Origin of the sequence: Halobacillus sp., from assembly GCF_049282395.1 — a bacterium.
In the GTDB taxonomy this organism is placed as follows: domain Bacteria; phylum Bacillota; class Bacilli; order Bacillales; family Halobacillaceae; genus Halobacillus.
Genome location: NZ_JBAPTY010000038.1, coordinates 1 through 12,256 on the forward strand (window position 1 = coordinate 1; position 12,256 = coordinate 12,256).

Sequence of the window (12,256 nt, forward strand, 5' to 3'; positions counted from 1 at the left end):
GGTCCGACGACTCTTCAATCATAGGGTGGCGAAGGAAACGACGAGACTCCCACGGGAGAAGGAGCTAGGCGAGACCCCACAGGGAGTGAAGCGACCGAGGAGGCTTGCCAGTTCCCCCGTAGGAAAGCGAGTTGTTTCCGTAGCCCCCTCATCAAACTTTTGGCAAAGGACCCGAGATATCTCGAAACTGAGTCTTCAACTATCCGGCCCTATTCTTTAATAAGCCTCTTGTGAGATTCAACTAGTATTTAACAGAAGTTAATTGTTGATGTGAATAGTTCAACTTATAGGAAATATCAAAAATCCAAGGGGACATCGTTTGAAACCTTCATGGTTCCATTAATTAAGGGACAAACTATTACAGGGAGGTGAATGTTATGAAGAAAAACGAAAACAATCGAGTTTCTGAAGGAAAAGATAAGTATGAACTGGATGTCGATCGCATGATCAACGAAGGAATGGCCGGAGGAACTGTGAAACCCGTATATGGGTATGAGCAACTTGGCGAAGTACACGAAATTCCTGAGCAGCCCAAAAGAGATCCTCAGCGTTAACGAACGCAAAGATGAACAAAAGCCGGTGATGCTTCCCACATCTCCGGCTTTGTATTATCGGCTTTTTACAATCATTTGTACAGCTTCATTAATTAAATCTTCTGCGGATTCGCCTTCTTCATGGGCTTCCCGGATGCAGCCTTCCAGGTTCTTTGCTACAATATATCCGATTGCACGATCCATAGCTGAACGGGCAGCTGACAGCTGAGTTATGACATCTTTACAATCTTTATCTTCATCCATCATTTTTAGTACGCCTCTAACTTGTCCTTCAATACGTTTTAAACGGTTTTTTGTTTCCTGACCGTATAAATTACTATCTTTCACTTGTTCCATACAGGAACAACTCCCTTCTGTACCTATAAATAAAAACTATACCATATCCCCATCTGCAGGGTGCTGATTTTAAGTTTATTGTGCAATGTACTACTATAATAGTAAAGAATCTATAAAAAAGGAAGATATTCATGCCCATTATTGCCGAGCTAAAAACGATCTACCCTTCATTAATTATATCAGATCCTGAAGAAACCGACCATTCCGACGCCTATGCTTGGTATTTGACCCCTTCGATGGACACCATCGGTATTCTGAAAGAGGAAACGGAAGCACGAGACACTGAACTACTTTCCGTTTTTCTCACCCCAGCACCAATGGGTCTTCCGGCAGAAACGGAACGGGAAATGGCCTGGAATGATTTCTTAAAAGGGAGTCAGGATCAACTGCCGATTCAGTGGCCAATTCAATACCGATTTGTGTTCTTTTCAATAGCGAACCTTCCTGAAGATAAAGAATCCTTTCAAGAAGCGTTCCAATCTCTTTTTCCGAGAAAAATGCCAATTATATGGGAAACGAACGGAGAAGGATTTATTATTGAAGAAATTCATGAAAAGAACCAGGAGCCATTATCCTTCCAAGGCATTGTTGATGTACTAATGAGTGATTTTTATACGAATATTCAGTTCTATATCAGTGAATTCTCTCAGGATATCCCTTCTTCCCCATCTATCTATAAGTGGGCGGCCCACTGTCATACGATTGCCTTAAAATACCGGATCGATTCAGCCGTTACTTACAAGGAAGTTATGCCTTATTTATTTATCGAAGCGATTCCCGAGGATCAATGGGAGCATATCCACCGGTCTATCTTTCAGGATATTAAGAAAGATAAAGACCTGCTGCAGACCGTTAAAGTATTTCTTCAATCCGGCTCCAATGCTACCCTGGCAGCTAAAACCCTTTACATGCACCGCAATAGCCTTCAATACCGGGTAGATAAATTTATTGAGAAAACTGGTATAGATGTAAAACAGTTTGAAGGCGCCATGATTACGTATCTTGCCTTGCTCACTCTGGATCAATAACAAAGTGCACAAAGATGAATGACGAATCTTTGTGCACTTTGTCCATTTACCCTTTTTTCAGAATTCGCTACACTGTAAACAGTAAAGAAAGCGATTTCAAAAATTACATTGGAGTGAGACATAATGGCAGAACTAAAACTGAACAATATTGAAAAAGTTTATGATAAGAATGTAAAAGCGGTTGAAGACTTTAATTTAGATATTAACGATAAAGAATTCGTCGTATTCGTAGGACCCTCCGGGTGCGGTAAATCCACAACGCTACGAATGATTGCGGGACTTGAAGAAATAACCGGCGGCGACTTTCTGATTGATGATAAACGTATGAACGACGTTGCTCCTAAAGACCGGGACATCGCAATGGTTTTCCAGAACTATGCCCTTTATCCGCACATGAACGTTTATGACAACATGGCTTTCGGATTGAAGCTTCGTAAAATGGATAAAAAAGAAATTGAGCAGCGCGTGAACAATGCGGCCAACATTCTTGGTCTGGAAGCTTTACTTGATCGTAAACCGAAAGCGCTCTCAGGTGGTCAGCGTCAACGTGTCGCGCTCGGACGTGCCATTGTTCGTGACGCCAAAGTATTCCTGATGGACGAGCCGCTTTCCAACCTGGATGCTAAACTTCGTGTCCAAATGCGTGCGGAAATTCAAAAGCTTCACCAGCGTCTGCAAACCACAACCATCTATGTAACACACGACCAGACAGAAGCAATGACGATGGCCACTCGACTGGTCGTTATGAAAGACGGCCTCATTCAGCAAGTTGGTAAACCCAAAGATGTTTACGACAAACCTGAGAATGTTTTCGTAGGCGGATTTATCGGTTCACCTGCCATGAACTTCCTGCAGGGTACATTAGAAGAGGGACAGATTGATCTTGGCACTGTCAAGATTACGGTTCCAGAAGGAAAAATGAAAACCCTTCGTGATCAGAACTATATAGGCAAAGAACTGATCCTTGGTGTTCGTCCGGAAGATATGCACGATGAGCCGGTCTTCATTGATGCTAACCAGGACAAGAAGATTACAGCCCATATCGAAGTAGCTGAAATGATGGGGTCTGAATCTTACCTTTATTCTCGTCTTAATGATCAGGAATTTATCGCTCGTGTAGACTCCCGTACGGATATTAACGGCGGTGAAGACATCGAACTTGCGATTGATATGAACAAAGTTCACTTCTTCGATAAAGATTCTGAATTACGTATCCGCTAATAGCTATAATAGAGAAAAAGCGCAGCTCTCAAGCTGCGCTTTTTTATGAGCTTCGAACACTCTTTAGACCGCACTGCTGGCATATGAACAGATGAATACATTCATCTGTTAAAGAAGAATCTTCATCCCCGTCCACCAGATTCGTCCATTTTTGGTCAAGGTACGGACTATAATCATCTAGAAAATCGGTAATTCTACCCCGATCCTCCATCGTTCCTTTGCACTTTGGGCACGGGTGTCCTGTTTCACCCCAGCCATTACAAATCCCGCATTCCCGCATATGCTGCACTTCTTTCCACAAGTTTCTATTCAATAAATATGATTTTTCCCACAAAATAAAGAGGAAGGGCGCACCCTTCCTCTTTCGTCACAAGTATTTATTTTTGTTGTTGTCCGTACTGCTGTCCACCGAACTGCTGTTCAGCCATTTGTACAAGACGCTTAGTGATTTCTCCACCTACAGAACCGTTAGCACGGGAAGTAGAATCAGCACCAAGCTGTACTCCGAATTCTTGAGCGATTTCGTATTTCATTTGATCTAGAGCTTGTTGAACACCAGGTACTACTAACTCATTTGAACTGTTGTTGTTAGCCATGTTGTCTCACCTCCTGTGTAAAAGTAGTATGAGCAGGTATTGTATTTTTTATGTCAAAAAAAATACTGGAAATTAATGGAGGTTTTCACCAGACTCATTCCATGGCTAAACAACATACAAATCTCTATGCGTTAGGCTTCGTCATTGCCTTTGGATCAACGTATTCATCAAACTGCTCAGCAGTTAAAATACCGGATTCCACCGCTGTTTCTTTTAATGTTTGATTTTTTTCAAAAGCAGTTTTAGCAATTTTGGCTGCATTTTCATAACCGATATGCGGATTTAGTGCCGTAACGAGCATAAGAGAATCGCGCAGATTCTTTTCAATCTGTTCATGGTTTGGCTCGAGCCCGCGTACGCAGCGCTCTTCAAATGAAACCATACTGTCAGCAAGAAGCTGGGCAGACTGCAGGAAGTTATAAGCTATGACAGGTTTGAATACGTTCAGTTCAAAGTTCCCCTGGCTCGCTGCAAAACCAATGGTCGCATCATTTCCCATAATCTGTGCGGAAACCATAGTGACCGCTTCACTTTGAGTAGGATTAACTTTCCCTGGCATGATCGAACTTCCCGGTTCATTAGCTGGAATGGTAATTTCGCCAATCCCGCATCGAGGTCCACTCGCCAGCCAGCGGACATCATTCGCAATCTTCATAAGATCGGCAGCTAATGCTTTAAGCGCACCATGAGTATGCACAAGCTCGTCGTGAGATGTGAGCGCGTGAAATTTATTCGGTGCTGAAACGAATTCTTTTCCGGTAATTTCATTGATTTTGGCAACGACTTGCTCTGAGAAATCTTCATGGGCATTTAAACCTGTCCCAACGGCTGTACCGCCAATAGCAAGATCTTTTACATACTTTGTACTATCTTTAATCATATTTTCAGTCTTATCTAACATACGATGCCAGCCGCTGATTTCCTGACCCAGGGTAAGAGGCGTAGCGTCCTGCAAATGGGTACGCCCGATCTTTACAATCTCGTCAAACGCTTCCATTTTTTCTTTTAAGGTATCTTTTAGTTGAGTTAATGCGGGAAGAACCACATCCTCAAGCTTCTGAACAGCTCCAATATGCATAGCTGTCGGATAAGTATCGTTAGAGCTCTGTGATTTATTTACATCATCATTCGGGTGCAGGCGCGTTTCGCTTTCCTGTTTCTTAAGCCATTCATTTCCTACGTAAGCAATAACTTCGTTTACGTTCATATTGGATTGCGTGCCGCTCCCTGTCTGCCAGACGACAAGAGGAAAATGCTCTTCAAGATTACCGGAAATAATTTGGTCCGCTGCATATTCAATAGCGTCTGCTTTCTCTTCTTCCAATAGTCCTAATTCAAAATTGGCTCGGCCAGCACTCTTTTTTAAGATCGCAAAACCTTCGATAACTTCTTTCGGCATTTTTTCATCACCGATCGGAAAGTTCTGTTTACTTCGCTGGGTTTGTGCTCCCCAGTATTTTTCGCTCGGTACTTGTATCTCACCAATTGTATCTTTTTCAATACGGTAATCCATGATAAATCCTCCTTATTTTGTACATTCGCTCCTCCATTATTGTATCAAGAATCTTTTGAACATTCATCTCAAGCTTAGATTTAATAAAACAATTTTCGATATTTTATTATCAGATTATTTACAATTTTCAGTTTATAGTGTATAGTGAATATTAATAAAAGAAAGGAGGCAGAAACAATCGTACTTAATACCACAAGGAAGGAGGTCCCCGGTAAAAAGCATTATTGTTTTTGCTCGATCTTTTCAAATGGTCCAGTTAGGTGGGAATAAAAAGAGTCTGTCTGTACAGGCTCTTTTTTAATGAATTCTTTTCAAAATCCTTTATAATAAAGCTTGGAGGTGAGAATCATGCCAAATATTTGGACACATATATTATTTGTCGATCAATTATGTAACGAGCTGAACCGAAATGATCTTATTCAGACATCCGGCCATTCTCTTCATTTAGGTGCACAAGGACCGGATCCTTTCTTTTACCATAATTTCCTTCCTTTCTCTCAAGACGAACATGTGGATGAAGTGGGAATGAAATTACATACCGAGCAATGCGGTCCGCTCTTAATAGACATGATTGAGCGGGGTGCTTATCATAAGAATCACCTTCAGGCCTTCATTCTTGGATTTGTCAGCCATCATATTCTTGACCGCCACACTCACCCTTATATCCATTACCATGCGGGCTATGAGTCCAATAAGCATCAGGAGCTGGAAACCATCATTGACACCATTATGCTTGAGCGATTCCGTTCTATAAGAACTTGGAAGAATCCGGTTCATAAAGAAATAAAAACCAGATCGCTGCCTTCTATTGCTCAACTAATGGACTTGCTCTTGGACACACATTTCCCAGGTTTAGCGGAAGAATATCCTGATAACTTTATTCACCAGTCCTACCGCCATATTCAGTTTGCACAGCGTGTGCTGTATGACCCTTGGAAATGGAAAAACAAATACTTCGGTTCCCTTGTTTCTTCTTTTTCTCATCAACCGGTTAACGATGACAGGGATTATCTGAATGAGCAAAAAAACCGCTGGCACCACCCAGCGACTAATGAGCCTCATACGTCTTCTTTTCTTGACCATTATGAAGAGGCGCTCGAAGAAGGAAAGCTTCTGTTCGAGCTCATATTATCTTATTGGGAGAATCTCAGTAGAAGCCGCCTCGATGAAATAAAAGATGTTATCGGCAACCGCTCGTATGACACAGGAGCTCCTCTATCAGAAGGACTGGTCAACCGTTTCAGCAACCCCATCGTTTAAAAGTTATGCAATACCTCTAAATTGATCTTTACAGATAAGCTACCGTTTGTTGAAGACTCAGTTTCGAGATATGGTGGAGCTGAAGGTCCTCTGGGGGACGATTTCGCTTTTCGCGGGAAATAACTTATATAGAATGAAAAAAAGAGAGGAATAGGCTCCTCTCTTACGGATGGATGACAGGCTTTTTATTAGGATCTGTATATTGTTGGGCCTCTTTTATTCCTTTTTCGATGTCCACCTTATTCAATAAAAGGATGCCTACAACAAAAAATACGATAAGCGATAAAATACCTAAGCGGCTGGAGCCTGTCAGCTGGCCGACAAGGGCAAATACGAAAGGTCCAAAAATAGCAGCGAATTTGGATGATATTCCGTAAAATCCAAAAAATTCTGCATGCCGGTCGCCAGGAACCATTCTCCCAAAGATCGAGCGGCTTAAAGACTGAGCTCCTCCCTGCACAAATCCTACACATACGGCCAGAATATAGAAGTGAAGGGCAGTCGTCATGAAATACCCAAGACCTACGATTGCAAGATAGATGAACAAAGCCAGCATCAAAGCACGCTTCGCTGTAATCTTCTTCGCAAGCCATCCAAAGAAAAAGGCAAAAGGAATTCCCACAAATTGAGTAATTAATAAAGCTGTAATAAGAGCCGTACTATCAATTCCTATATCTCTCCCGTAAATCGTAGCCATCTTTATAATAGTGGAAATACCATCGTTGTATAACCAGAAAGCAAAAAGGAATAATAACAGCTGTTTGAAATGCTTCAATTCTTTAAATGTTTTCCCTACTCGGTTAAAACCAATGGAAAAATAAGAGGCTGTACGTTTCTCATAAACCTTTTTTTCTTCTACTATATTCTTAAATAAAGGGATGGAAAAAACCAGCCACCAGACACCGACAGACACAAAAGCAAGCTGTGTACCGGCCAAACTGTCTGGAAGCCCAAACCACTCATATTTCATAATCATCAGCAGGTTAACAGCGAGCAGCACTCCGCCGCCTATATACCCAAAGGCAAAACCATAGGCCGACACCTTATCAATCGTCTCTTCATCTGACACTTCCGGCAGGAAAGCATCATAAAAAACATTCCCACCTGAAAAACCGATGGTTCCTATGATCAGAAGAAGAGAAGCTAATAAATAATCCCCTTCACCTACAAAGGCTAGCAGCACACTCGCAATCATTCCCATAAAAGCAAAGAACATTAAAAAGCGTTTCTTTGACGCCGAATAGTCACTAATGGCTCCAAGAATGGGAGCGAGTATGGCTACGATTAGAACAGCAATGGATTGGGAATACCCCCAGTAACTCGTGGCAAGTGATTGGTCAACTCCTTTGGCCGCTACATCATAATAAAAAACGGGAAGGACAGCAGCCATAACCGTTGTTGCGAAAGCAGAATTTCCAAAATCGTAAAGCATCCAGCTCAATACAGGTTTCTTTTTCAACGAGGTACCCCCTGCCATTTTGTTATTTAATTAATCTTAGCAGACTATTCCGTCAAACAGATGGATTTCATTCAACTTTTACAATATTTTTGAGGTGAGACTATGAGAATTGCTATTTTTGGTGCCACCGGCCGGGTCGGTCAGGAAGTGGTAAGATTAGCTTTAGCAGAAGGATACAAAATAAGTGCCCTGGTCCGAGACGAATCCAAAGCAGAAGAGTTGATTCCCGGGGCTGATTTTATCTACGGAGATGCCATGAATCCCGAAGATATTAAAAGAACCTTAAGCGGCGCTGATCTGGTTTTCAGTGGCTTAAGTACGGACAAAACAGATACGCTTACGAAAGCAGTCCCGGAAATCATCCAGGGAATGAATGAAGCACAGATCGATCGCATTGTTACGATTGGTACTGCCGGAATCCTAAACAGTCGATATGAACACGGGAAGTATCGCTTCCAGACATCCGAATCCAAACGAAAGAAAACGTTCGCAGCAGAAGAACATGCCAAAGTATATGAACAGTTTTTAAAAAGTAGTCTTAACTGGACCATTGTTTGTCCCACTTATTTACCAGATGGAGACGCCATAGGAGAAGTAAGAGCTGAGCCTGATCTTCTTCCTGAAGATGGAAAAAAAGTAACCGTCGGCGATACGGCATTATTTGCTTTTCATGAGTTACTACAAAATCAATATGATCATCATCGCGTAGGGATTTGTTACTAATCCCTAACAAAATCCCCTTCCACATGTGGAAGGGGATCTATTATGATTCAGAAGGATAATGCCCAAAGAATTCTTCAAGCGTTTCTTCTGCTTTATGAATATCCGACGATATATCCTTACCTACATATCTTAAGTGCCACGGTTCATAGGTATAACCTGTAATGTCCTGCTTACCTTCAGGATAACGGATAATGAAGCCGTATTCGTGAGCGTGTCGAGCAAGCCACTCGCCTTCTTCAGTATCACGGAAGGATTCGTCCAGCTTAAAAGACATTTTTGCAGAGGTAACATCCATAGCAAGACCCGTCTGATGTTCACTCGTACCGGGACGGGCGGAAAAAGTTTTAGCTTTCTCTTCCCCGTACTCTTCTATATATCCCTCAAAAAGGTTCTTTTGACGCTCATAAGAACGATAACCAGAAGCGGCCACTAGGTCCTGTCCTGCTTGATCGGCAGCCTTGAACAGCTTTTCAAGCGCACCTGCAGCTTCTTTACGCATCTGCTTTTTTGGAAGCTCTTCGTCAAAATAAAAAGGTACCTTCGGAATCGTTAAATTCGGTGGAGTGTATCCTTCGGGTAGCTTGCGGTTCTTATTAACAACTACCTGTATACTCTCCGGATTCTCTACTATTGCCAGACCTTCCTCACTGGTTTCATTCGGTTCTTGTTGATTCTGAGAAGATTTCCCGCTTTCTTTTTCCTGTGAGGAACCTGTCCCTCGTTCTTCGGTTTCAGATTTAAAAGCCGGTTTTTCCTTGGAGTCTATCTTTTTATCACTCGCAGGCGCTGGTTCTGCCTGGTCATTCTCCTCACTCGATGTTTCGGTAAGCGAGCAAGCACTTAGCAGTATGCTCAGAAGCGATATAGAAATGAATAATAATTGTTTCATCGACATTACCTACCTAAACCTTGATGATATTCCCACTATAACACTTTTTAATGTTTGCCGTGTACAATCTTTCTAATCAATAGGCGGCCCTTTTCTTCCGCCAACTATGTTGGTCTAAGTGACGTAACTTATGTACTGTTAACATCGGTACTAATCCTCAAACCTTAACATTTACTATAAAAAATCAAGTGGACTGCACAAAAAAAACCACTGCATCAGCAGTGGTCTGGTACCATCTATTTTATTCCCACGTATAAGGTGTATATTGTAAACTCAAACGTTCGAATTCTGCACGGTCGCCATTGTCAATCGCCTGATTAATTTCTTCATCTAAACGATCCTTATTAAACTCAAAACTCATTTGATCAAGGAACAACCGTGAGGCTAGCTGAATACCAAAGGACAATTCTCTTTTAGCCGTAATCTCTTTCCCTTTATAATCGGGGTCGCGACGTATAACATAGACCATTTTTTGCTTTCTCATGAGAATACCCCCTTCATGCTTTTTTTCATTATGCAGGATTTAAACTTATAACGCAATAAGTTTTCTGAATATTTAGTTATATCTTTCCCTGTTTAAAAGATAGTTAAACCTATTGAGCCCTGTCATGAAGGGGTTTTGACTCTATTAAATTTTTTTTGATTTTTCAGAATTACTTAGAGAAGTCAGAGGAAATGGTATGAACAACGTCCAGATTTTGGTTCAGATATTTTTACACGCTGTCTCTTAAAAAAACTGAGGTAACCTAGCCCACGGCATGTATTTCAGATCCTTACCCATAAAAAAAGTCCTCTATTAAAGAGGACTTTCGTAATTTTAGTTAACAAATTTGCTGGCTACATCAATCGTACGACGGGTCTGATGACGTACAGCTTCCTCAACATCTTCTTTCATGTTTCCTTCTCCGTCCACGCTTACACTTGTTCCATAAGGGTTCCCGCCTGCACCGAAGATCGCATTGTCGCTGTATCCTGGCGCAGCAATAATCGCACCCCAATGGAACATCGTGGTATAAAAGTTAAGAAGTGTAGCTTCCTGACCACCATGAGGGTTTTGAGCGGAGGTCATGGCACTTACAACTTTATTGACAAGTTTACCCTGGAACCATAGACCGCCTGCCTGATCCATGTATTGCTTTAATTGTGCAGGTACATTCCCAAAACGTGTCGGGGCACTGAAAATAATAGCATCTGCCCAGTCTAAATCATCGATTTTCGCTTCCGTTACTGTATCTTTAGTTGCTAAATAATGCTCTTTCCAAGAAGGGTTCTGTTCAATAGCTTCCATAGGTGCTGTTTCTGGGACACGAACAAGCTTTACTTCCGCTCCTGCCTGTTTTGCTGCATCTTCGGCCCATTGAGCCATTTTGTAGTTGGTACCTGTAGAACTGTAGTAAATCACCGCTAATTTTACATTTGCCATGAGTATCTCTCCTTTGATTAGTTGCTCATTACCTATTTTCTTATGGTTTCCAATCGAACCGCTTGGATTCATTAAAATTATATACCCTGCCTGAATAAAACTCAAACTAAAGATTCTTCATTTCGAGATATTTTATATAGTACTTACACTTGGTTAACATAAGCTTTAGGTTTGCTGTACATAATGTAAGGAATTTCATTTTTTGAACGAATGCAAACATCCTAGTCCTGACCAAGCAATCTGCATATGGAAAGCTTTTTTTCTCTAGACTCATCAAGAATGTATTTGGTAAGCTAAGTCAAGCTTTCAAAGAAGACACGGGGGTTACAAGAGATGAGCGAATATCAAAATATAAAAAAGGGAGAAAAAGGAGCCTGGATCAGTATCATCGTCTATTTAGTTCTGGCTGCAGCTAAACTTACGATTGCCTCCTTAGGTAATTCAGAAGCATTGAGAGCTGATGGACTGAATAATACGACAGACGTTATTGCTTCCGTTGCTGTACTGATTGGTCTTAAGATTTCCCGAAAGCCTCCTGATCAGGACCACCATTACGGGCATTTCAGAGCCGAGACGATTGCTTCCCTTGTCGCGGCCTTTATTATGATGACCGTTGGGATTGAAGTAATTATCGGAACCATCCAGGACATCATCAATCAAGAAGTCAGTGAGCCTCGATTACTCACAGCCTGGACAGCACTGGCAGCAGCCGCCATTATGTATTTTGTGTACCGATACAACCTGAATCTTTCCAGGAAAATAGATAGTAACGCCTTATACGCTGCTGCACAGGATAACCGTTCTGATGCTTTAGTAAGTATAGGAGCTGCCATAGGTATATTTGGCGCTCAATTCGGAGCTTTTTGGCTTGATCCTTTAGCGGGACTTATCGTTGGGCTGATCATTTGCAAGACAGCCTGGGATATATTTAGAGACTCCACACACAGTTTGACGGATGGATTTGATGAAGAAGAAATTGAAAGCATACGGGAAACCATTTCAAAACATCCAGATGTGTGGGCCGTTAAAGATGTAAAAGCTCGGCTGCAAGGCAATCAGACACTTGTGGAAGCCACTATTCATGTAAATCCTCATATTACGATCGAACAAGGTCATACCATCACAGACGATGTGGAGAACACATTAGAAAAAGAACACCGTATTCTTTATGCCCACATCCACATTGAGCCTTTTGAAAAAGATTAATATTTTAAACGAACAAGCGGTCACGAAAATATCGTGACCGCTTTGTTT

Annotated in this window: 13 protein-coding genes; 6 read left to right on the plus strand and 7 right to left on the minus strand. The window is 41.7% G+C overall.

What is annotated here, in order from left to right; genetic code table 11:
- Positions 1-377: 377 nt before the first annotated feature.
- Complete coding sequence (locus WAM07_RS01765; protein WP_422164260.1) at positions 378-554, plus strand: hypothetical protein; 177 nt, start codon at positions 378-380, stop codon at positions 552-554.
- Positions 555-608: 54 nt separating this feature from the next.
- On the opposite strand, the gene WAM07_RS01770 is transcribed toward WAM07_RS01765, so the two are convergent.
- The gene (locus tag WAM07_RS01770; protein WP_041601223.1) at positions 609-890 is read right to left on the minus strand and encodes a metal-sensitive transcriptional regulator; all 282 of its coding nucleotides are present in this window, start codon (positions 888-890) and stop codon (positions 609-611) included.
- 131 nt (positions 891-1,021) lie between these two features.
- Between WAM07_RS01770 and WAM07_RS01775 the strand changes: the two genes are divergently transcribed.
- Together WAM07_RS01775 and WAM07_RS01780 are read left to right on the plus strand one after the other, a co-directional pair.
- Complete coding sequence (locus WAM07_RS01775; RefSeq protein ID WP_422164262.1) at positions 1,022-1,918, plus strand: PucR family transcriptional regulator; 897 nt, start codon at positions 1,022-1,024, stop codon at positions 1,916-1,918.
- A gap of 123 nt (positions 1,919-2,041) precedes the next feature.
- Positions 2,042-3,139 (plus strand): ABC transporter ATP-binding protein, encoded by a 1,098-nt coding sequence (locus WAM07_RS01780; protein WP_014642443.1) that lies wholly within the window; start codon positions 2,042-2,044, stop codon positions 3,137-3,139.
- Between the two features lie 377 nt (positions 3,140-3,516).
- Here the strand turns inward: WAM07_RS01780 and WAM07_RS01785 are convergent, their stop codons facing one another.
- Together WAM07_RS01785 and fumC are read right to left on the minus strand one after the other, a co-directional pair.
- On the minus strand, positions 3,517-3,735 hold the full coding sequence (locus WAM07_RS01785; RefSeq protein ID WP_014642441.1) for an alpha/beta-type small acid-soluble spore protein: 219 nt from the start codon (positions 3,733-3,735) through the stop codon (positions 3,517-3,519).
- 124 nt (positions 3,736-3,859) lie between these two features.
- Positions 3,860-5,248 (minus strand): class II fumarate hydratase, encoded by a 1,389-nt coding sequence (gene fumC, locus WAM07_RS01790; RefSeq protein WP_422164264.1) that lies wholly within the window; start codon positions 5,246-5,248, stop codon positions 3,860-3,862.
- A gap of 348 nt (positions 5,249-5,596) precedes the next feature.
- On the opposite strand from fumC, the gene WAM07_RS01795 reads away from it, so the two are divergent.
- Entirely contained in the window at positions 5,597-6,508 is a 912-nt protein-coding gene (locus tag WAM07_RS01795; RefSeq protein ID WP_422164266.1) for a zinc dependent phospholipase C family protein, read from the plus strand.
- 163 nt (positions 6,509-6,671) lie between these two features.
- On the opposite strand, the gene WAM07_RS01800 is transcribed toward WAM07_RS01795, so the two are convergent.
- Complete coding sequence (locus WAM07_RS01800; protein ID WP_422164268.1) at positions 6,672-7,967, minus strand: MFS transporter; 1,296 nt, start codon at positions 7,965-7,967, stop codon at positions 6,672-6,674.
- A 102-nt stretch (positions 7,968-8,069) separates the two neighbouring features.
- Here WAM07_RS01800 and WAM07_RS01805 point away from each other — a divergent pair, with 102 nt between their 5' ends.
- Positions 8,070-8,690 (plus strand): NAD(P)-dependent oxidoreductase, encoded by a 621-nt coding sequence (locus WAM07_RS01805; protein WP_422164270.1) that lies wholly within the window; start codon positions 8,070-8,072, stop codon positions 8,688-8,690.
- 40 nt (positions 8,691-8,730) lie between these two features.
- Here WAM07_RS01805 and WAM07_RS01810 read toward each other — a convergent pair whose 3' ends face one another.
- The 3 genes from WAM07_RS01810 to wrbA form a co-directional block, all read right to left on the minus strand.
- Positions 8,731-9,579 (minus strand): M15 family metallopeptidase, encoded by an 849-nt coding sequence (locus WAM07_RS01810; protein WP_422164272.1) that lies wholly within the window; start codon positions 9,577-9,579, stop codon positions 8,731-8,733.
- 241 nt (positions 9,580-9,820) lie between these two features.
- A complete protein-coding gene (locus tag WAM07_RS01815; protein WP_014642435.1) occupies positions 9,821-10,063 on the minus strand; it encodes an IDEAL domain-containing protein in 243 nt (80 codons plus the stop codon).
- A gap of 333 nt (positions 10,064-10,396) precedes the next feature.
- The gene (gene wrbA, locus WAM07_RS01820) at positions 10,397-11,002 is read right to left on the minus strand and encodes an NAD(P)H:quinone oxidoreductase (RefSeq protein ID WP_422164274.1); all 606 of its coding nucleotides are present in this window, start codon (positions 11,000-11,002) and stop codon (positions 10,397-10,399) included.
- A 333-nt stretch (positions 11,003-11,335) separates the two neighbouring features.
- Between wrbA and WAM07_RS01825 the strand changes: the two genes are divergently transcribed.
- On the plus strand, positions 11,336-12,208 hold the full coding sequence (locus WAM07_RS01825) for a cation diffusion facilitator family transporter (protein ID WP_422164275.1): 873 nt from the start codon (positions 11,336-11,338) through the stop codon (positions 12,206-12,208).
- Positions 12,209-12,256: the final 48 nt, after the last annotated feature.